General features: G+C 74.6%; 17 protein-coding genes. 13 read left to right on the top strand and 4 right to left on the bottom strand.

Annotated elements, in window-relative coordinates; all coding sequences use genetic code 11:
* The first annotated feature begins 40 nt into the window (after positions 1-40).
* Positions 41-526, top strand: coding sequence for a DUF6099 family protein (locus ACPU2J_RS26080; RefSeq protein WP_420079318.1), 486 nt, complete (start codon positions 41-43; stop codon positions 524-526).
* A 62-nt stretch (positions 527-588) separates the two neighbouring features.
* Here ACPU2J_RS26080 and ACPU2J_RS26085 read toward each other — a convergent pair whose 3' ends face one another.
* Complete coding sequence (locus ACPU2J_RS26085) at positions 589-912, bottom strand: hypothetical protein (protein ID WP_423834121.1); 324 nt, start codon at positions 910-912, stop codon at positions 589-591.
* A 203-nt stretch (positions 913-1,115) separates the two neighbouring features.
* On the opposite strand from ACPU2J_RS26085, the gene ACPU2J_RS26090 reads away from it, so the two are divergent.
* The 9 genes from ACPU2J_RS26090 to ACPU2J_RS26130 all read left to right on the top strand — a co-directional run bounded on the left by ACPU2J_RS26090 (position 1,116) and on the right by ACPU2J_RS26130 (position 13,630).
* Positions 1,116-2,039 carry an LLM class F420-dependent oxidoreductase gene (locus ACPU2J_RS26090; protein ID WP_423834122.1) on the top strand — a complete coding sequence of 308 codons (924 nt, stop codon included), beginning with the start codon at positions 1,116-1,118 and terminating at the stop codon, positions 2,037-2,039.
* A 12-nt stretch (positions 2,040-2,051) separates the two neighbouring features.
* Complete coding sequence (mmuM, locus tag ACPU2J_RS26095) at positions 2,052-2,963, top strand: homocysteine S-methyltransferase (RefSeq protein WP_420079316.1); 912 nt, start codon at positions 2,052-2,054, stop codon at positions 2,961-2,963.
* Between the two features lie 150 nt (positions 2,964-3,113).
* Complete coding sequence (locus ACPU2J_RS26100; RefSeq protein ID WP_423834123.1) at positions 3,114-4,622, top strand: 3' terminal RNA ribose 2'-O-methyltransferase Hen1; 1,509 nt, start codon at positions 3,114-3,116, stop codon at positions 4,620-4,622.
* Positions 4,619-7,246 carry a polynucleotide kinase-phosphatase gene (locus ACPU2J_RS26105; RefSeq protein ID WP_420079314.1) on the top strand — a complete coding sequence of 876 codons (2,628 nt, stop codon included), beginning with the start codon at positions 4,619-4,621 and terminating at the stop codon, positions 7,244-7,246. The genes ACPU2J_RS26100 and ACPU2J_RS26105 overlap by 4 nt, the downstream gene beginning before the upstream one ends.
* Before the next feature lie 243 nt (positions 7,247-7,489).
* Positions 7,490-7,996 (top strand): hypothetical protein, encoded by a 507-nt coding sequence (locus ACPU2J_RS26110; protein WP_420079313.1) that lies wholly within the window; start codon positions 7,490-7,492, stop codon positions 7,994-7,996.
* Positions 7,997-8,042: 46 nt separating this feature from the next.
* Positions 8,043-9,269, top strand: a complete 1,227-nt coding sequence (locus ACPU2J_RS26115; protein ID WP_361589100.1) for an arginine deiminase — start codon at positions 8,043-8,045, stop codon at positions 9,267-9,269.
* Between the two features lie 88 nt (positions 9,270-9,357).
* Positions 9,358-10,377 (top strand): ornithine carbamoyltransferase, encoded by a 1,020-nt coding sequence (gene argF, locus ACPU2J_RS26120; RefSeq protein ID WP_423834124.1) that lies wholly within the window; start codon positions 9,358-9,360, stop codon positions 10,375-10,377.
* A 165-nt stretch (positions 10,378-10,542) separates the two neighbouring features.
* Entirely contained in the window at positions 10,543-11,370 is an 828-nt protein-coding gene (locus tag ACPU2J_RS26125; RefSeq protein WP_365078184.1) for an enoyl-CoA hydratase family protein, read from the top strand.
* A gap of 4 nt (positions 11,371-11,374) precedes the next feature.
* Entirely contained in the window at positions 11,375-13,630 is a 2,256-nt protein-coding gene (locus ACPU2J_RS26130) for a bifunctional salicylyl-CoA 5-hydroxylase/oxidoreductase (RefSeq protein WP_423834125.1), read from the top strand.
* A 7-nt stretch (positions 13,631-13,637) separates the two neighbouring features.
* Here the strand turns inward: ACPU2J_RS26130 and ACPU2J_RS26135 are convergent, their stop codons facing one another.
* The 3 genes from ACPU2J_RS26135 to ACPU2J_RS26145 form a co-directional block, all read right to left on the bottom strand.
* Positions 13,638-14,477 (bottom strand): GNAT family N-acetyltransferase, encoded by an 840-nt coding sequence (locus ACPU2J_RS26135; RefSeq protein WP_420079311.1) that lies wholly within the window; start codon positions 14,475-14,477, stop codon positions 13,638-13,640.
* 104 nt (positions 14,478-14,581) lie between these two features.
* Positions 14,582-15,382, bottom strand: coding sequence for a PaaX family transcriptional regulator (locus tag ACPU2J_RS26140; protein ID WP_361589087.1), 801 nt, complete (start codon positions 15,380-15,382; stop codon positions 14,582-14,584).
* A gap of 4 nt (positions 15,383-15,386) precedes the next feature.
* Positions 15,387-17,045 carry an AMP-binding protein gene (locus ACPU2J_RS26145; protein WP_423834126.1) on the bottom strand — a complete coding sequence of 553 codons (1,659 nt, stop codon included), beginning with the start codon at positions 17,043-17,045 and terminating at the stop codon, positions 15,387-15,389.
* A 145-nt stretch (positions 17,046-17,190) separates the two neighbouring features.
* On the opposite strand from ACPU2J_RS26145, the gene ACPU2J_RS26150 reads away from it, so the two are divergent.
* From ACPU2J_RS26150 to ACPU2J_RS26160, 3 genes are all read left to right on the top strand, one after another.
* Positions 17,191-18,357, top strand: coding sequence for an acyl-CoA dehydrogenase family protein (locus ACPU2J_RS26150; protein ID WP_361589081.1), 1,167 nt, complete (start codon positions 17,191-17,193; stop codon positions 18,355-18,357).
* Positions 18,354-18,755 (top strand): RidA family protein, encoded by a 402-nt coding sequence (locus ACPU2J_RS26155; protein WP_361589078.1) that lies wholly within the window; start codon positions 18,354-18,356, stop codon positions 18,753-18,755. Before ACPU2J_RS26150 ends, ACPU2J_RS26155 begins: the two co-directional genes overlap by 4 nt.
* Before the next feature lie 250 nt (positions 18,756-19,005).
* Positions 19,006-19,689, top strand: a complete 684-nt coding sequence (locus ACPU2J_RS26160; RefSeq protein ID WP_420079309.1) for an alpha/beta fold hydrolase — start codon at positions 19,006-19,008, stop codon at positions 19,687-19,689.
* The last annotated feature ends 25 nt before the right edge of the window (positions 19,690-19,714 follow it).

The raw sequence follows: 19,714 nt of genomic DNA on the forward strand, positions 1-19,714 counted from the left end.
GGTGAGGATGGCGGGATGTCGTGCGGACGGGGGACGGCATATGGATGCGGTACGGCTCATCGCGGCCGGCCGGCACGTGCTGGCACAGAGCGGGGCGGCATGGGACATCGTGGGCGAGGCCTGGCAGGCCCAGGCGCTGGCCCAGGGAGTGGGGAGCTGGCTGGCGGTCACCGGGCCGCCGGAGCTCAGATCGGAGGCACGGGGACTGGGGGAAGCCGGAGGCAGAGGGTGCGGGGTGGTGGACCGGGCCGCCCTGCAGGCAGGGGGTGGTGCGCCGGACCAGCCGCCGAGGGCGGCGCGGCTGAGCGAGGTGTCGGACGTGCGGCAGGCGCTGCTCGGACTGCAGGCGCTGCTCGGTGAAGTGGGCATAGCCCTGGTCGGGGTGGCCTGCGGGACGGACGACGAGACCCTGTACTGGCAGTGCATAGAGTCGATCGACGCGGCGGACGAGTCGAGCGACCGGGTACGGGCCCTGCTGCGCCGTATGACCGTCCGTGAGCGGGGCTCCGCCTCGGGCGTCTCCTGACGGCGGCCCGCCGCGCGGCGCCGGTGCCGGGTCCCGCCGGGCCCGGCACCGGGCCCGGGCGGTCAGGAAGGGCGGTGCGTGCGGTGCTCGCCGACGGCGGCAGCGGTGCCGCGGGCCCCGGCCTCGGCCCCGGATCCGGCCCCGGAGAGGCGGTCCGTGGAGGACTGGATGTCGGCGTCGAGCTGTGACAGGTCGGCGTTCAGCGCCGCCATCAGCTCCTCCATCTGCTGCAGCAGGCCCTTCGGCGCCCCGCCGCCCTGGGCGGGGAGCGGCTCGGGTGCGGCCGCCGGTCCGGGGCGCGGCTCCTCCCGCACGGCACCGTGATGTGCTGCCCGTCCGGTCGGGCTGGTCTGTCGGGGGGTCTCCGGCACGGCCTCGCGGGACATGGCGGCCTCCTCGGCCCTGGCCCTTCCGCGGTGGAAGGGGGCGGTGGGCGCACCGGCGAGAGGCCGCCGGCGCGCGGGCCGGCGGTCCGGCTCCGACCGGCCAAACGATCTCCGTACGGGCCGGTCACTGCGGTACCGGTGGCCCGACACGTCGGGTTGACGAGGATTCACCCCGGCGGGGCGGGGCGTGCAGGATGGAGGGTATGGATCTTCGCATTTTCACCGAACCGCAGCAGGGTGCGAGCTACGAGACGCTCCTCGCGGTGGCCAAGGCCACCGAGGACCTCGGCTTCGACGCGTTCTTCCGGTCCGACCACTATCTGAAGATGGGATCCGCGGACGGCCTGCCCGGGCCGACCGACGCCTGGATCACCCTCGCGGGCCTGGCCCGCGAGACCCGGCGGATCCGCCTCGGGACCCTGATGACGGCGGGCACCTTCCGGCTGCCCGGGGTCCTCGCCATCCAGGTGGCCCAGGTGGACCAGATGTCCGGCGGCCGCGTCGAACTGGGCCTGGGAGCCGGCTGGTTCGAGGAGGAGCACAAGGCGTACGGCATCCCCTTCCCGCCCGACCGGATGTCCCGGCTGGAGGAGCAGCTGGCCGTCGTCACCGGCCTGTGGGCCACCGCGCCCGGCGCCACCTTCGACTACGAGGGACGCCACTACCGCGTGGAGAACTCGCCCGCGCTCCCCAAGCCCGCCCAGGCCAAGGTGCCCGTCCTGGTCGGCGGTCACGGCGCCAGGCGCACGCCGCGGCTCGCCGCCCGCTACGCCGACGAGTTCAACATGCCGTTCGCGTCGGTCGCCGACAGCGAGCGGCAGTTCGGCCGGGTCCGGGAAGCGGCCGAGGAGGCCGGTCGGCGCCCCGACGACCTCGTCTACTCCAACGCCCTCGTCGTGTGCGTCGGCAAGGACGACGCCGAGGTGGCCCGCCGGGCGGCCGCCATCGGCCGTGACGTCGACGAGCTCAAGGCCAACGGCCTCGCCGGGTCCCCGGCCGAGGTCGTGGAGAAGATCGCCGCCTACGGCGGAGTCGGCTCCTCCCGCGTCTACCTTCAGCTGCTCGACCTCGACGACCTGGACCACCTGGAGCTCATTTCCGCCCAGGTGCTGCCCCAGCTCGGCTGAGGAGGCGCACCGATGCCGCGTGCTACCCGCCCGCTCGCCGAGGCCCTGGCCCGCGGGCCCGTCGTCCTGGACGGCGGGCTCAGCAACCAGCTCACCGCCCAGGGCTGCGACCTCTCCGGCGGGATGTGGACGGGCCGCGTGCTCGACGAGCGCCCGGACCAGGTCGAGGCCGCGCACACGGCCTACGCCCGGGCGGGCGCCGAGGTGCTCATCACCGCGAGCTACCAGATCGGGCACGACCCCCGCGCCGCGGCCGGCCGGGACCGGGCCGGGACCGCCGCCCTGCTGCACCGCAGCGTCGCCCTCTCCGCCCGGGCCGCCGAGGCCGCCGACCACGAGGTGTGGGTGGCGGCGTCCGTCGGCCCGTACGGGGCGGTGCTGGCGGACGGTTCCGAGTACCGCGGCCGGTACGGGCTGAGCGTGCGCCGGCTCGCGGCGTTCCACCGGCCCCGCATCGAGGCGCTGCTGGCCGCCGGGCCGGACGTCCTGGCCGTGGAGACCGTGCCCGACCCCGACGAGGCGGAAGCCCTGCTCACCGTCCTCGCGGAGACGGGTGCCCCGGCCTGGCTCGGGTACACCGTGGCCGGGGGCCGCACCCGCTCCGGGCACCCGCTCCGGGAGGCCTTCGCCCTCGCCGCCGAGTCCCCGCAGGTCCTCGCCGTCGGCGTGAACTGCTGCGACCCGGCGGACGTGCTCCCGGCCCTCGAAGCGGCGGCCGCCGTCACCGGCAAACCGCTGCTGGCCTACCCCAACGACGGCTCCGTCTGGGACGCGGCCACGGCCACCTGGACGTCCCCCGGCACCGCCGCCCCCTGGCCCGTGGCCGCCTGGTACGGCGCGGGTGCCCGCCTCCTGGGCGGCTGTTGCCGCATCGGCCCGGACCGCATCGAGCGGCTCGCCCGCGAACTGCGCACGATCGCCTGACCGACGGCCGCACCGCCGCCGGTCACTCGCAGCCGACCCCGTCACCGTCGCGGTCGATGCCGGCCGTAGCCCGGGTCCCCGCGACGGATGGGGTCCGCGCGCGCCGAAATCCATTGGCCCGAGCACCTGCGGACGGTCATGCTGAACCGCATGTTCCTTACGATCACCACCACCGGGACCGCCGAGAATCCGGCGACTGACCTGGGCTTTCTCCTGCACAAGCACCCCGACCGGGTCCGAGTGGAGAGCCAGTCCCACGGCACGGCCCACGTGTTCTACCCCGAGGCCACGGCCGAGCGGTGCACGGCGGCGCTGATGCTGGAGGTGGACCCCGTCGCGCTGGTGCGGCGGGGCAGGGGCAAGGGCCGGGGCGGAGCGCCCGACGCCGCGCTCGCCCAGTACGTCAACGACCGCCCGTACGCCGCGTCCTCGCTGCTCGCCGTCGCGCTCGGCGGGGTGTTCCGCACCGCCCTCAAGGGCCGGTGCGCGCTGCGTCCGGAGCTGCCGGAGCGGGCCCTGCCGCTGCGCGTCGAGATCCCCGTGCTGCCGGCCCGCGGCGGTGCCGCGCTGGTGCACCGGCTGTTCGGCCCGCTCGGCTGGGAGCACGTGAGCGCCGAACCCCTGCCGCTCGACGAGCGGTTCCCCGAATGGGGCGATTCCCGCTACGTACGGCTCGTCCTGGAGGGCGAGCTGCGCCTCGCCGACGCGCTGCGCCAGCTGTACGTCCTGCTGCCGGTGCTCGACGACGCGAAGCACTACTGGATCTCCCCGGACGAGGTCGACAAGCTGATGCGCGCCGGTGACGGCTGGCTCGCCGCCCACCCCGAGCACGCCCTGATCAGCTCCCGCTACCTGGCCCGTCACAAGAGGCTGACCCAGAACGCCATCGAGCGGCTCGAACTGGTCCGTCTCGCCGAGTCCGACGGCAGCGAGGTCGAGGAGATCGACAACGCCGTGGACGAGCACGCCGACACGCAGGAGCGGCCCGTACCGCTCGCGGCGCGCCGCCGCGAGGCGATCCTCGCCGCACTCAAGGCCGCAGGTGCCGCCCGCGTCCTCGACCTCGGCTGCGGACAGGGGCAGTTGCTCCAGGCCCTGCTGGGCGACGTGTCCTTCACGCGGATCGTCGGCATGGACGTCTCCGTGCGGGCCCTGCAGATCGCGGCCCGCCGGCTGCGGCTGGAGCGGATGGGCGAGCGCCAGAGCGCGCGCATCACCCTCCTGCAGGGATCGCTGGCCTACACCGACAGGCGGCTGGCGGGCTACGACGCCGCCGTGCTCAGCGAGGTCATCGAGCACCTGGACCCGGAGCGGCTGCCCGCGCTGGAGTACGCCGTGTTCGGCGCGGCCCGCCCCGGCACGGTGCTCGTCACCACCCCGAACGTCGAGTACAACGTCCGCTGGGAGACCCTGCCGGCCGGGCACGTCCGCCACGACGACCACCGCTTCGAGTGGACCCGCGAGGAGTTCCGCGCCTGGGCGGAGCCGGTCGCGCAGCGCCACGGCTACACCGTCGCGTACGTCCCCGTCGGCGACGACGACCCCGAGGTGGGGTCGCCGACCCAGATGGCCGTCTTCACCCGCACCGGCCCGGACCCCACCACCACCCCCACCGAGAACACCACCACCGACACCCCGAAGGAGGGCGAGGCAGCATGAACCGCACCGACGCCCCGGCCGCCCCGGACACGGCCGAAGTCCCGGACACCCCGGACGCCACCGCCCCCTCCGGGGCCCGCCGGCCGCGCACCCTCCCCGTCACCGACCTGTCCCTCGTCGTCCTGATCGGGGCCACCGGATCGGGCAAGTCCACCTTCGCCCGCAAGCACTTCAAGCCCACCGAGGTCATCTCCTCCGACTACTGCCGGGGCCTGGTCTCCGACGACGAGAACGACCAGAGCGCGAGCCGCGACGCCTTCGACGTCCTGCACTACATCGCCGGCAAGCGGCTCGCGGCCGGACGGCTGACCGTCGTCGACGCCACCAGCGTCCAGGCCGACGCCCGCCGCGGGCTGGTGCAGCTCGCGCGCGAGCACGACGTCCTGCCGATCGCGATCGTCCTGGACCTGCCGGAGTCCGTCTGCGCCGAGCGCAACGCGGCCCGGCCCGACCGGGCCGGCCTGCCCCGCGCCGTCATCCAGCGGCACCGCCGCGACCTGCGGCGCTCCCTGCGCGGCCTGGAGCGCGAGGGCTTCCGCAAGGTCCACGTGCTGCGCTCGGTCGAGGAGGTGGAGAACGCGCAGGTCGTACGGGAGAAGCGGTTCAACGACCTCACGCACCTCACCGGCCCCTTCGACATCGTCGGTGACATCCACGGCTGCTCCTCCGAGCTGGAGACCCTGCTCGCCAAGCTGGGCTACGAGGACGGAGTCCACCCCGAGGGGCGCACGGCCGTCTTCGTGGGCGACCTCGTCGACCGCGGTCCCGACAGCCCCGGCGTCCTGCGCCGCGTGATGGGCATGGTGAAGTCCGGCAACGCCCTGTGCGTCCCCGGCAACCACGAGAACAAGCTCGGCCGCCACCTCAAGGGGTCGAAGGTCCAGCGCACCCACGGCCTGGCCGAGACCATCGAGCAGCTCTCCCACGAGCCGGAGGAGTTCGTCGCGGAGGTACGGGAGTTCATCCGCGGCCTCGTCAGCCACTACGTGCTCGACGGGGGCCGGCTGGTGGTCTGCCACGCGGGCCTGCCGGAGAAGTACCACGGCCGCACCTCGGGCCGGGTCCGCTCGCACGCCCTGTACGGGGAGACCACCGGCGAGACCGACGAGTTCGGCCTGCCCGTGCGCCACCCCTGGGCCGACGACTACCGGGGCAAGGCCGTCGTCGTCTACGGCCACACCCCGGTCCCGGACACCTCCTGGATCAACAACACCATCTGCCTCGACACCGGCGCCGTCTTCGGCGGCCGGATGACCGCCCTGCGCTGGCCCGAGCGCGAACTGGTCGACGTACCGGCGGAGAAGGTCTGGTACGAGCCGGTCAAGCCGCTCGTCGCCGAGGCCCCGGGCGGCCACGACGGCCGTCCGCTGGACCTGGCGGACGTGCACGGGCGCCGGGTCGTCGAGACCCGGCACCTGCGCAACGTCACCGTCCGGGAGGAGAACGCGGCCGCCGCGCTGGAGGTCATGAGCCGCTTCGCGGTGGACCCCCGGCTGGTCCCCTACCTGCCGCCGACCATGGCGCCGACCGCCACCTCCCGCGAGGACGGGTACCTGGAGCACCCGGCCGAGGCCTTCGCGCAGTACCGCAAGGACGGCATCGCCGAAGTCGTGTGCGAGGAGAAGCACATGGGCTCCCGCGCCACCGTCCTGGTCTGCAAGGACGCCGGCGCGGCACGGGAGCGGTTCGGCGTGGACGGTCCGACCGGCTCGGTCTACACGCGCACCGGACGGCCCTTCTTCAAGGACCCGGAGGTCACCGAGGAGGTGCTGGCCCGGCTGCGCGCGGCCGTCACCGGCGCCGGACTGTGGGAGGAGCTGGAGACCGACTGGCTGCTACTCGACGGCGAACTGCTGCCCTGGTCCCTGAAGTCCACCGGTCTGCTGCGCAACCAGTACGCCGCCGTGGGCGCGGCCTCCCGCGCCGTCCTCCCCGACGTGGTCGCCGCGCTGGAGGCGGCCACGGCCCGGGGCCTCGACACCGGCGGGCTGCTGGAGCAGCAGCGCGGGCGGGCCGCGGACGCGGCGGCCTTCACCGAGGCCTACCGCCGCTACTGCTGGAGCACCGACGGGCTGGAGGGCGTGCGGTTCGCGCCCTTCCAGGTGCTGGCGGCCGCGGGCCGGTCGCTGGCGGCCGTACCGCACGACGCGCAACTGGCCTGGCTGGACCGGCTGGTGGCGGCGGACGACCCCGCCGCGCCCGGCGGTACGGGGCTGTTGCGCGGGACCGGCCGCGTCCTGGTGGACACCGGGGACGAGGAGTCCGTCCGGGCCGGCACCGACTGGTGGCTGGCGCTGACCGCGGCGGGCGGCGAGGGCATGGTCGTCAAGCCGCTCCGGGCGTACGCGAGGGACGGCGCCGGGCGGCTGGTCCAGCCCGGCCTGAAGGTCCGCGGAAGGGAGTACCTGCGGATCATCTACGGCCCGGAGTACACGCGTCCGGAGCAGCTGGAGCTCCTGCGGGAGCGGTCCCTCGGGCACAAGCGCTCGCTCGCCCTGCGCGAGTACGCGCTCGGGCTGGAGGCACTGGACCGGCTGGCGGCGGGGGACCCGCTGTGGCGGGTCCACGAGGCCGTCTTCGCGGTGCTCGCGCTGGAGTCGGAGCCGGTCGACCCCCGGCTGTGACCCGCGGGCCCGGCCGGGCCCCGGACCGTGCCGGCACGACGGGGCACGGTCCGGGCCCGTCCGGTCGGGGCGAGGGAGCCCGTCCGGCCGGTCCGGGCGTAAAGGCGGAGCCCCCGCACGGCCCCGAATTAGGTCGTATGGGGGAACTTTCGCGGTGAAGCCCGGGGAAACCGGCGGCGGGATCGTTCATCCAGGGCAGCGGAACGACCGCGACCCCGGAAGGACGGAACGTCACCTATGAAGATGACCGCGCGCGGAAGCATTGCGGCGCTCCTGACCTGTATGGCGGTGGCCGGTGCGGCCACCCCGGCCCTGGCCGACGGGGTGCCGGTGGGGGTACCGCTCGAAGGCGTGGAGGCCACGACGGGCCTGGACGTGCCGCACATCGCGACCGCGGTGCCGCTGCCGGTCGTCGGGGCGCCCGAGGCTCCCCGCATGCACAAGGGGGACATGCTCCCCACCCCGCTGCTCCCGTCGGTGCCGATCGCCGCCGAGCTGGGCCGGACGCTGGTGACCTCTCCGCTGCCGAACCTGGCGGGCCGGCCGGAGACCGACGGCGAGGGCTCCGTCGAGTCGCCCTCGACCACGGTCCGCACCCGCACCCCGGGCGCGGTCCTCGGCTCCCCGCTGACGATGCCGGACGGCTCCAACTCCGGCCTGCCGAACCTGACGACGCCCAAGCTGGGCCTCCTGACGCCGGAAATCACCGGCGCCCCGGAGGCACTTCTCGGCGTCGGGCTGCCCCGCTGAGCCGACCCCGCCTCAAAAGGCCGTCCGGTCTGCGAACGTGTAGGGCATGGGATTCCATGTCGACTCCGAGACCGGGCGGCTGCGCCGCGTCATCCTCCACCGGCCCGACCTGGAGCTGAAGCGGCTCACACCGAGGAACAAGGACGCGCTCCTCTTCGACGACGTGCTGTGGGTGCGCCGGGCGCGCCAGGAGCACGACGGTTTCGCGGACGTGCTGCGTGACCGGGGGGTGGAGGTCCACCTCTTCGGGGACCTGCTGTGCGAGGCCCTGGAGGTCCCGGAGGCGCGGCACCTCGTGCTGGACCGGGTCTTCGACGAGAAGGAGTACGGGCCGCTCGCCACCGACCACCTGCGGCAGGCCTTCGACGGCCTGTCCTCCGCGGACCTCGCGGAGGCGCTGATCGGCGGGATGACCAAGCGGGAGTTCCTGGAGCGGCACGCCGAGCCGGTGTCCGTGCGCTTCCACGCCCTGGACCTGGACGGTTTCCTGCTGGGCCCGCTGCCGAACCACCTCTTCACCCGGGACACCTCCGCCTGGATCTACGACGGGGTGTCGATCAACGCGATGCGCTGGCCGGCCCGGCAGCGCGAGACCGTCCACTTCGAGGCGATCTACCGCCACCACCCGCTGTTCACCTCGTCCGGGGCCTTCCACTACTGGTCGCAGGGGCAGGCGGACTACCCCTCGACCATCGAGGGCGGGGACGTGCTGGTGATCGGCAACGGCGCGGTGCTGATCGGGATGAGCGAGCGGACCACGCCGCAGGCCGTGGAGATGCTGGCGCGCGGCCTGTTCGCGGCGGGATCGGCGACCACCATCGTGGCGCTGGACATGCCCAAGGCGCGGGCCTTCATGCACCTGGACACGGTGATGACCATGGTCGACGGAGATACGTTCACCCAGTACGCGGGACTGGGCATGCTGCCCTCCTACACGATCGAGCCGGGCGTCGGGGCGAACGAGCTGAAGGTGACCGACCACCCGGCCGACCACATGCACCGGGCGATCGCGGCGGCGCTCTCGCTCGATTCCATCCGCGTGCTGACCGCGACGCAGGACGTGCACTCCGCGGAGCGGGAGCAGTGGGACGACGGCTGCAACGTGCTCGCCGTGGAGCCGGGTGTGGTGGTGGCGTACGAGCGGAACGTCACCACCAACACGCACCTGCGCAAACAGGGGATCGAGGTGATCGAGATCCCCGGCAGCGAGCTGGGCCGCGGCCGGGGCGGGCCGCGCTGCATGAGCTGTCCGGTGGAGCGGGACGCCGTCTGAGGCGGACCGGGGCAGGGGTCTGTATATCAATACGAGGCGTCGTATAGACTTCCATCATCCCCTGTCACCGTGACGCTGGAGCGACCCCATGGCCCCCGACCTCCGAGGCCGCAGTTTTCTCAAGGAGCTGGACTTCACGGCCGCCGAGTTCCGCGGCCTGGTCGAGCTCGCCGCCGAGCTGAAGGCGGCCAAGCGGGCCGGGGTCGAACAGCGTCTGCTCCAGGGACGGAACATCGCCCTGATCTTCGAGAAGACCTCGACGCGCACCCGCTGCGCCTTCGAGGTGGCGGCCGCGGACCAGGGGGCGCACACCGTCTACCTGGACCCGGCCGGCTCCCAGATGGGCCACAAGGAGTCGGTCCGGGACACCGCCCGGGTGCTCGGGCGGATGTTCGACGGGATCGAGTACCGGGGCGACAGTCAGAAGGCGGTCGAGGAGCTGGCCGCGCACTCGGGTGTCCCCGTCTTCAACGGCCTCACCGACGACTGGCACCCCACCCAGATGCTGGCCGACGTCCTCACCATGACCGAGCACACGGCCAAGCCGCTGGACCGGATCGCCTTCGCCTACCTCGGTGACGCCCGCTTCAACATGGGCAACTCCTACCTCGTCACCGGCGCCCTGCTGGGCATGGACGTCCGTATCGTCGCGCCCCGGAGCTACTGGCCCGCCGGGCCGGTCGTGGCCGAGGCGCGCCGGCTGGCCGCGCACAGCGGTGCCAGGATCACGCTGACCGAGGACGTCGCCGAGGGGGTCGGCGGGGCCGACTTCGTGGTCACCGACGTCTGGGTCTCCATGGGCGAGCCCAAGGAGGTCTGGGACGAGCGGATCGCCGCCCTGTCGCCGTACGCGGTGACCATGGACGTGCTGCGTGCCACCGGGAACCCGGACGTGAGGTTCATGCACTGCCTGCCCGCCTTCCACGACCTCGGCACCAAGGTGGCCCGGGAGATCCACGAGCGGCACGGTCTGGACTCCCTGGAGGTGACGGACGAGGTGTTCGAGTCCGAGCACTCCGTCGTCTTCGACGAGGCCGAGAACCGGCTGCACACGATCAAGGCCGTCCTCGTGGCCACCCTCGGCCGCCCCACCCCGGCTGACGCATAGTCATACGCCCGCCGGAGCGATCCGGCGCCTGCGCCGCTGCCGCTGCCGCCGCGACTGCCGCTACCGCCCCGGCCGCCCGGGCCGGGGCGCCGGTGCGGCGCGCCCGCCTTCCCCTCTGTCGTGTTTCTGTGACGGCAGTCACGATCGGGTGATACCGTCGGAGTCGTGAGCCCCTTCACCGGTTCCACACCAGCGACCGAACGGTGGCAGCACCTCCGGGTCACCCGGCAGGACGGCGTCGCCACCGTCACCTTCGACCGGCCCGAGAAGATCAACGCGCTCACCTTCGGCGCCTACGCCGACCTGCGCGATCTCCTCGCCGAACTCTCCCGCGAACGCTCCGTGCGCGCCCTCGTCCTCGGCGGCGAGGGCCGCGGCTTCTGCTCCGGCGGGGACGTGGACGAGATCATCGGCGCCACCCTCGCCATGGACACCGCGCAGCTCCTCGATTTCAACCGGATGACCGGCCAGGTGGTCCGCGCGATCCGGGAATGCCCCTTCCCGGTGATCGCCGCCGTGCACGGGGTGGCCGCCGGGGCCGGCGCCGTCCTCGCCCTCGCCGCCGACTTCCGCATCGCGGACCCCACCGCCCGCTTCGCCTTCCTCTTCACCCGCGTCGGCCTCTCCGGCGGGGACATGGGCGCCGCCTACCTGCTGCCCCGGGTCGTCGGCCTGGGCCACGCCACCCGCCTGCTCATGCTCGGAGAGCCCGTACGCGCCGCCGAGGCCGAGCGGATCGGCCTGCTCAGCGAGCTCACCGACGAGGGCAAGGCCCACGTGCGCGCCGCCGAACTCGCCGCCCGCCTGGCCGCGGGCCCCGCCCTCGCCCACGCGCAGACCAAGGCCCTGCTCACCGCCGAGCTGGACATGCCGCTCGCCGCCTCGGTCGAGCTGGACGCCTCCACCCAGGCCCTGCTCATGAACGGCAGGGACTACGCCGAGTTCCACGCGGCCTTCACCGGGAAACGGCCGCCGCAGTGGGAGGGCAGGTAGCGCCATGGACGCCGGCAGCGCATTGCGGGTGGCCGTCGTCGGCGGCGGACCGGGAGGCCTGTACGCCGCCGCACTGCTGGCCCGCCAGGGCCACACCGTGGAGGTCTGGGAGCGCAACGCCCCCGAGGACACCTTCGGCTTCGGCGTCGTCCTCTCCGACGAGACCCTCGGCGGCATCGAACGTGCCGACGCCGTCGTGCACGCCGCCCTGGGGGCCGAGTTCGTGCGCTGGGACGACGTGGACGTCGTCCACCGCGGACGGCTGCTCACCTCCGGCGGCCACGGCTTCGCGGCCGTCGGACGGCGCCGGCTCCTGGAGATCCTGCACGAACGCTGCGCCGGTCTCGGCGTTCGCCTCCGCTTCCGCGCCGAGGCCCCCGACGTGCGCGAACTGGAGGCCTCCCACGACCTGGTGGTCGCCGCGGACGGGGTGCACAGCGCCGTCCGCGAAGCCGGCGCCGCCCACTACCGGCCCACCCTGACCGCAGGCCGCTGCCGCTACATCTGGCTCGCCGCCGACTTCGCCCTCGAAGCCTTCCGCTTCGAGATCGCGGAGACCGAGCACGGCGTCATGCAACTGCACGCCTACCCCTACGCCGCCGACGCCTCCACCGTGATCGTCGAAATGCGGGAGGAGGTCTGGCAGGCCGCCGGCCTGGACCTGTGCGACGAGCAGGAGTCTGCGGCCCGCTGCGCGAAGATCTTCAGCGAGGCCCTGCGCGGACGCCCGCTGCGCGGCAACCACTCGGCGTGGACGCAGTTCCGGACCGTCGTCAACGCGCACTGGTCCCACGGCAACACCGTCCTGCTCGGGGACGCCGCGCACACCGCCCACTTCTCCATCGGATCCGGCACCAAGCTGGCCGTGGAGGACGCCCTCGCCCTCTCCGAGGCCGTCGCCGCCGCACCGGGCGACGTGCCGGCCGCCCTCGCCGCGTACGAGCGGGCCCGCCGCCCGGCCGTCGCCAGCACCCAGCGGGCCGCCGCCGCCAGCCGCCGGTGGTTCGAGGAACTCGCCGGATACGTCGACCAGCCCGCCCGGCAGTTCGCCTTCAACCTGCTCACCCGCAGCCGCCGCGTCACCCACGACAACCTGCGGATGCGCGACGAACGCTTCACCCGGGCCGTGGAACGCGACTTCGGCTGCCCCGACGACGCCACACCGCCCATGTTCACCCCGCTCACCCTGCGCGGACTGACCCTGCGCAACCGGGTCGTCGTCTCGCCGATGGACGTGTACTCGGCCGAGGAAGGCGTCCCCGGCGACTTCCACCTCGTCCACCTCGGCGCGCGGGCCCTGGGCGGAGCCGGCCTGGTGATGACCGAGATGGTCTGCGTCAGCGAGCAGGGCCGCATCACCCCCGGCTGCGCCGGCCTCTACACCCGGGAACAGGCCGACGCCTGGCGGCGCATCACCGACTTCGTGCACACCTCGGCACCCGGCACCGCCCTCGGCGTCCAGCTCGGGCACGCGGGCCGCAAGGGATCGACCAAGGTCATGTGGGAGGGCATGGACGACCCCCTTCCGCACGGCAACTGGCCGCTGGTGGCCGCCTCGGCCCTGCCCTACCGGCCGGGCGTCTCCGCCTCCCCGCGCGCCCTGGAACGGGCCGACCTGGCCGCACTGCGCTCCGAGTTCGCCGAGGCCGCCGTCCGCGCCGCCGACTGTGGCTTCGACCTGCTCGAACTGCACTGCGCCCACGGCTACCTGCTCTCCGGCTTCCTCTCACCGCTGACCAACCACCGCGACGACGAATACGGCGGCTCCCTGGAGAACCGGCTGCGCTTCCCGCTGGAGGTCTTCGACGCCGTCCGCGCGGTCTGGCCCGCCGAACGCCCCATGACCGTGCGCCTGTCGGCCACCGACTGGGCACCCGGCGGCACCTCGCCCGAGGAGGCCGTGGAGATCGCCGCGGCCTTCGCCGCCCGCGGCGCCGACGCCATCGACGTCTCCACCGGCCAGGTCGTCGCGGACGAGGCCCCCGAGTACGGGCGCTCCTACCAGACCCCGTACGCCGACCGGATCCGCAACGCGCTCGGCGTCCCCGTCATCGCCGTCGGCGCCATCTCCTCCTGGGACGACGTCAACTCCCTGCTGCTGGCAGGCCGGGCCGACCTCTGCGCCCTCGGCCGCCCGCACCTGTACGACCCCCACTGGACCCTGCACGCGGCCGCCGACCAGTCCTACGAGGGCCCGGCAGCCCCCTGGCCCGCCCCCTACCGCGCCGGCAGCCGCAAGCCCCCCACGGGCCGCGGCTGAAAGCCCGCTACGCCGGGGCGATGCGGACGCGGTCCTCCACGGGGCGGTAGCCCAGGCGCCGGTAGATCCCGTTGCTGGTGGGGTTGGCCAGGTCCGTGAAGAGGACGACCTCCGAGGCGCCCGCCGCGTACGCCGCCCCGCTCGCCGCGTGCGTGACGCCCGCGGCATAGCCGCGGCCCCGGAGGGCGGGCGGGGTGTAGACCGGGCCGACGCGGGAGGCCGCGCCGATCGGGCGGGAGAAGGACGCCAGGGCGACGGGGGCGCCGCCGTCCTCCCACAGCAGGAAACCGCCGTACGTCAGCCGGTCGCGCACCAGCGTCTCCGAGGCGCCGGCCGGGATCTCCAGCTCGGCGTGGAACGCCCCCATCCACTCGACCAGCAGCGGCAGATCCGCCCCGGCCGCGACCCGGGCCCGGCCCGCCGGGGCGGGCCGCGGCGGGACCAGCCCCGCCAGCCGGTACAGGCGCAGCTCCTCGACGACCCGCGTGGGCCGGCCCCAGGCCGCCGCCAGGGCCTCCGCGTCCGCGCGGCGGGCGTTGATCCCGCCGAGCCCGGCCAGCAGCGGCTCGGTGGCGAGGGCACCGGCCAGCGCGGCGACCGCCTCCGGCGGGAGCGCGCCCAACTGCAACGGGTGCGGCGGAGTGCACAGCAGCGCGCCGGAGACGGCGCCGTCGGCCCCGGTCCACCAGCCGAAGAAGGGGGCCTCGGGGCCGAAGGCGTGCAGCCCGCGCCGCTCCAGGGCGTCCGCGACGCTCAGCAGCAGGGTGTGGGGCGCCGGCCGCGCGGCGACGGCGGCGCCCGCCGCGGCCCGGTAGGCGGTCAGGTCGGTGGTGAAGGTCCAGGTCATGGCTCATCCTGCCGCGGCGCCCGCCCGGCCCGCACCGCCGTTTTCCGCGAGGGCGGCCGGGACGGCCGGGGCCGGCGGGCGGGCCGGGCCGTGCCGGGTGCGGCCTACGCGTCCACGAACCGCGCGCCGGTGTCCCGCAGACGGGCGTTGAGCTCGGCGAAGACCGCCGCCGAGCGGTCGCCCGGCCAGTCCGAGGGCAGCAGCTCCCGCGGCAGGCCCGGGTCCGCGTACGGCAGGCGGCGCCAGCTGTCCAGGGCCAGCAGGTAGCCCCGGTAGGCCTCCTCCGGGGTGGGGTCCGGGCCCGACTGCAGGGCGCGCAGGACCGGCTCGTGCCGGTCGAGGAACTCCTCGTGCTGCTTGGCCAGCGCCGCCAGGTCCCACCAGCGGGCCACCGCCTCCGCCGTCGGGGCGAAGCCGAGGTGGCCGCCGCGGAAGAGCTCCACGTACGCGGTCAGGCGCAGCCGTTCCAGGGTGTGCGCGGTCTCCTCCGCCAGCCTGGCCGGGGCGATCCACACACCCGGCGCCACCGCGCCGAAGCCGAGCCCGGCCAGCCGGGAGCGCAGCAGGTGGCGCTTGCTGCGCTCCTGCTCGGGCACGGAGAACACCGCCACCAGCCATTCGTCCGACAGCCGCGGGCTGCCGTAGATGCGCCGGTCGCCGTCGTCCAGCAGCTGGCGCGCCTCGTCGGAGAGCCCGTACGCCGCCGAGCCGTCCGCCGCCCGCGCGGGCAGCAGGAAGCCGCGCCGCTTCAGCCGGGACACCGACGAGCGGACCGACGGGGCGTCGACGCCGGCCGCGCCCAGCAGGCGGACCAGCGCGGACACCGGGACGGGGCCCTCGAAGGCCCGCCCGTAGGCTCCGTAGAACGTGACGATCAGGGATCGCGGGGTGTGCTGCTCGACCACGGCTTCACTCTAGGCGCTCTGGCCGGTCCGCCGCCGTTCCTTGATCGCGGAGGCGGAAGCGCTGCAGCTTGCCGGTGGCGGTGCGGGGGAGCGCGGGGAGGAAGACGAAGGAGCGCGGGCACTTGTGCGGGGCCAGCTCCGCCCGCATGAAGGCGCGCAGGGCCTCCTCCGTCAGGGTCGCGCCCTCGCGGGCGACGGTGTACGCGACGACGACCTGGCCGCGCCGTTCGTCCGGGCGGCCCACCACGGCCGCCTCCGTCACGTCCGGGTGGCGCAGCAGGGCCTCCTCCACCTCCGGGCCGGCGATGTTGTACCCGGCCGAGATGATCATGTCGTCGGCGCGGGCGACGTAGCGGAACCAGCCCTCCGGGTCGCGGACGTAGGTGTCGCCCGTCAGGTTCCAGCCGTCCCGCACGTACTCGCCCTGGCGGGGGTCGGCCAGGTAGCGGCAGCCCACCGGGCCGCGTACGGCCAGCAGCCCCGGTTCGCCGTCCGGCACCGGCCGCCCGGCCGGGTCCACGACCCGGGCCTGCCAGCCGGGCACCGCGCGGCCGGTGGTGCCGGGCCTGGCCTCCTCGTCCGCGGCGGAGATGAAGATGTGCAGCAGCTCGGTCGCCCCGATGCCGTTGACGATCCGCAGCCCGGTGCGTTCGTACCAGGCCTGCCAGGTGGCGGCCGGCAGGTTCTCCCCGGCCGACACGCAGCGGCGCAGCGCGGACAGGTCGTACGCGCCCACGTCGTACGGGCCGAGGGCGTCCAGCATGCTCCGGTAGGCGGTGGGGGCGGTGAACAGGACCGTCACCCGGTGCTCGGTGAGCGCCGGGAGCAGCCTGCGCGGCACCGCGTCCTCCAGGAGCAGCGCCGACGCCCCGGCGCGCAGCGGGAAGACGACGAGCCCGCCGAGACCGAAGGTGAAGCCGAGGGGCGGGCTGCCGGCGAACACGTCGTCCGGGCGGGGGCGCAGCACGTGCCGGGAGAAGGTGTCGGCGACGGCGAGCACGTCGCGGTGGAAGTGCATGCAGCCCTTGGGGCGGCCGGTGGTCCCGGAAGTGAAGGCGATCAGCGCCACGTCGTCGGCGGAGGTGGGGACCGCCTCGTAGGGCTCCGGGTGTCTCTCCGCGAGCCGGAGCAGGTCGTCCGCCGCGCCGCCCCCGTAGGGGGTGATCCGCAGCCCCGGGACCTCCGCCTTGACCAGGTCGTCCAGGACGTCCGCATGGCACAGGGCGTGTCCGACCCGGGCCATCGCGCACACCGTGGCCAGTTCCTGCGCACGCTGCTGGGGCAGTACGGTCACCGCCACCGCGCCCGCCTTCATCACGGCGAGCCAGCAGGCGGCGAGCCAGGGGTCGGTGGGGCCGCGCAGCAGGACGCGGTTGCCGGGGACCACCCCGAGGTCGGCGGTGAGCACGTGCGCGAGGCGGTCCACGCGCTCGCGCAGCCCGCCGTACGTCCACACCTCGCCGGTGCCGCTGCGGAAGGCGGGGCGGTCGGCGGCGCCGGGGCCGAGCCGGGCGAGGGTGCCGTCGAGCAGCTCGGCGCCGCAGTTGAGCCGGTCCGGGTAGGCCAGCTCGGGCAGATCGAAGAGGAGCTCCGGCCAGGCCTCCTGCGGTGGCAGGTGGTCCCGGGCGAAGGTGTCGGTGTGAGCGGAAGGCTTGAGGTCCAAGGCGGGTTCGCCCCCCTTGCGGCGTCCGGGGTGGGGTGGGGCCGGCCGTGCGCCGTTCTCCCGTACACCGCCGGGAGCCGGTCCCTGGAGCGTATCGTGATGGTGACGGCAGTCAACAGGACGCGATAGATGCGGGGATGTTCGGATGACCGGATTCGCGCTCGGGGTGGACCAGGAGGAGTGGTGCGGGCAGTTGCGCGCACTGGCGGCCGACCGGCTGAGGCCGCTCGCAGAGAAGGGTGAACCGGGCCGGGTCAACCGGCCGTTGCTGGCGGAACTCGGCGAGCTGGGCCTGCTGGAGCGGGTGTTCGGCGCGGGCGCGCTGGAACTGTGCCTGCTGCGGGAGTCCCTCGCCTACGGCTGCACCGAGGCCGAAACGGCCCTGGCGCTCCAGGGCCTGGGCGCCCATCCGGTGCTGCGGTCCGGAAGCGACGCGCAGCGGGAGCGCTGGCTGCCGCGGGTGCGTGCGGGGCGGGCGGTCGCGGCCTTCGCGCTGAGCGAGCCGGGGGCCGGATCGGACGCGGCGGCGCTGGCGCTGGCGGCGGAGCCCGGCCCGGCGGGCGGCTGGCGGCTCGTCGGGGAGAAGTGCTGGATCTCCAACGCCCCCGAGGCGGATTTCTACACCGTGTTCGCCCGCACGGGTGAGGGACCCGGCTCGAAGGGCATCTCCGCCTTCCTGGTCCCCGCCGACCGGGCCGGCCTCTCCGGCCGGGCGCTGGACATGCTCTCCCCGCACCCGATCGGCTCGCTGGCCTTCGACGGGGTGCCGGTCGGCCCGGAGGACCTGCTCGGCGAGCCCGGCCGGGGCTTCCGCGTCGCCATGGACACCCTCAACCTCTTCCGGCCGAGCGTCGGCGCGTTCGCGGTGGGCATGGCCCGGGCCGCGCTCGACGCGACCGTCGCGCACACGGCGGGACGGACCGCGTTCGGCGGACACCTGAGCGACCTCCAGGCGGTGGCGCACCGGGTCGCCGAGATGGCCACCCGCACCGAGGCGGCCCGGCTGCTGGTGTACGCGGCGGCGGGCGCGTACGACCGGGGCGCCGCGGACGTGCCCCGCCGGGCGGCGATGGCGAAGCTGCTGGCCACGGAGACCGCCCAGTACGTGGTGGACCACGCGGTGCAGCTGCACGGGGCGGTCGCCCTGCGCCGGGGCCACCTGCTGGAGCACCTCTACCGGGAGGTGCGGGCGCCGCGGATCTACGAGGGGGCGAGCGAGGTGCAGCGCACGATCATCGCGAAGGAGCTGTACGGGGCGGCGGCGGCCGCGCGGCCGGCCGGGGCCGGGGCGGAGGAGGTGGCCGGGCCGTGAGCCTCGACCGCGTCAACCCGGCGGAGCTGTCCCCGCCGACCGGCTTCTCGCACGCGGTGACGGCCGCCGCCGGCTCCCGCCTGGTGTTCCTGGCCGGGCAGACCGCGTTGGACGGGGCGGGCAAGGTGGTCGGGGAGGACCTGCCCGCCCAGTTCGAGACGGCCCTGGCCAACCTCCTGACGGCCCTGGCGGCGGCGGGCGGGGCCCCGGCGGACCTGGCCCGGGTCACGGTGTACGCGGTGGACGTGGCCGCGTACCGCACGCACGCGCCCGAACTGGGCCGGATCTGGCGCAGGCTGGCGGGCCGGGACTATCCGGCGATGGCGGTGGTCGGGGTGGTCCGCCTCTGGGACGAGGAGGCACTGGTGGAGCTGGACGGGCTGGCGGTGCTCCCGTAGCGGCCGGGGCGGCGCGGGGCGGCGCCCCGCCGGAACGTCTCCTCGGCTCGGCGCGCGCGGGCCCGTCCCGGCCGTACGGGCCGGTGGCGCCTCGTCCTGCGGGGACGTTCCGCCGTGGCCCCGCCCCACCCGCGGGTCCGGCGGCGCGGGGCGGCGGTCCGAGATGCGGGCCGGCGGGGGCTGGTGTGGACTCGGAGGGCCGAGCGGGTCCGGTGACCGGGTCCGCGCTGTCGACTGGAGGAACGCACCGATGTCGCCGAGCAAGCCGAGCATCGTCTTCGCCCACGGCCTGTGGGCCGACGGCTCCTGCTACAGCAAGCTGATCCCCGTCCTGCAGAACGAGGGACACGAGGTGGTGTCGGCGCAGAACCCCCTCGACTCCCTGGAGGGGGACGTCGAGGCGGTCCACCACGCGCTGGGCCGGGTGGGCGGCCCGGCGCTCCTGGTCGGGCACTCCTGGGGCGGCTACGTCATCACCGCCGCCGGCACCGACGACCGGGTCGCCGGGCTCGTCTACATCGCCGCGCTCGGCCCGGACGCGGGGGAGACGCCGCAGGACCTCATCGGGAAGTTCGAGGCGCCGCCGCTCTTCTCCCACCTCGACACCGAGGAAGGGCGCATCTGGATCTCCCGGGAGGGCATCTCCGACTTCGTCGGGGACCTGCCCGAGGCGGAGCAGAAGGTGGTCTGGGCGACGCAGGGCGCTCCGCGTGCCGAGGTGCTCGGGTCGACCGTGGAGGACCCGGCGTGGCGGACGAAGCCGAGCTGGTTCCTCGTCACCACGCAGGACCGCGCGGTCAACCCGGAGCTCCAGCGGTTCGCCGCCCGGCGCATGGGCGCGACGGCCGTCGAGGTGGCCTCCGCGCACGTGCCCATGCTGTCCCGGCCCGAGGTCGTACTGGATCTGATCCGCGGGGCGGCGAGCTCGCTCTGAGCGCCCCGCGGGGCGGCCCGGTCCC

Origin of the sequence: Streptomyces manipurensis (genome assembly GCF_049570255.1) — a bacterium.
Taxonomy (GTDB): Bacteria; Actinomycetota; Actinomycetes; order Streptomycetales; family Streptomycetaceae; genus Streptomyces; species Streptomyces manipurensis.

Bases quoted from the DNA above. Each gene is read 5' to 3' on its own strand.
- argF (WP_423834124.1), top strand. From the start codon at position 9,358: ATGGCCCCCGACCTCCGAGGCCGCAGTTTTCTCAAGGAGCTGGACTTC.
- ACPU2J_RS26090 (WP_423834122.1), top strand. From the start codon at position 1,116: ATGGATCTTCGCATTTTCACCGAACCGCAGCAGGGTGCGAGCTACGAG.
- ACPU2J_RS26150 (WP_361589081.1), top strand. From the start codon at position 17,191: ATGACCGGATTCGCGCTCGGGGTGGACCAGGAGGAGTGGTGCGGGCAG.
- ACPU2J_RS26080 (WP_420079318.1), top strand. From the start codon at position 41: ATGGATGCGGTACGGCTCATCGCGGCCGGCCGGCACGTGCTGGCACAG.
- ACPU2J_RS26105 (WP_420079314.1), top strand. From the start codon at position 4,619: ATGAACCGCACCGACGCCCCGGCCGCCCCGGACACGGCCGAAGTCCCG.
- ACPU2J_RS26100 (WP_423834123.1), top strand. From the start codon at position 3,114: ATGTTCCTTACGATCACCACCACCGGGACCGCCGAGAATCCGGCGACT.
- ACPU2J_RS26130 (WP_423834125.1), top strand. From the start codon at position 11,375: ATGGACGCCGGCAGCGCATTGCGGGTGGCCGTCGTCGGCGGCGGACCG.
- ACPU2J_RS26160 (WP_420079309.1), top strand. From the start codon at position 19,006: ATGTCGCCGAGCAAGCCGAGCATCGTCTTCGCCCACGGCCTGTGGGCC.
- ACPU2J_RS26135 (WP_420079311.1), bottom strand. From the start codon at position 14,477: ATGACCTGGACCTTCACCACCGACCTGACCGCCTACCGGGCCGCGGCG.
- ACPU2J_RS26085 (WP_423834121.1), bottom strand. From the start codon at position 912: ATGTCCCGCGAGGCCGTGCCGGAGACCCCCCGACAGACCAGCCCGACC.
- ACPU2J_RS26115 (WP_361589100.1), top strand. From the start codon at position 8,043: ATGGGATTCCATGTCGACTCCGAGACCGGGCGGCTGCGCCGCGTCATC.
- mmuM (WP_420079316.1), top strand. From the start codon at position 2,052: ATGCCGCGTGCTACCCGCCCGCTCGCCGAGGCCCTGGCCCGCGGGCCC.
- ACPU2J_RS26110 (WP_420079313.1), top strand. From the start codon at position 7,490: ATGACCGCGCGCGGAAGCATTGCGGCGCTCCTGACCTGTATGGCGGTG.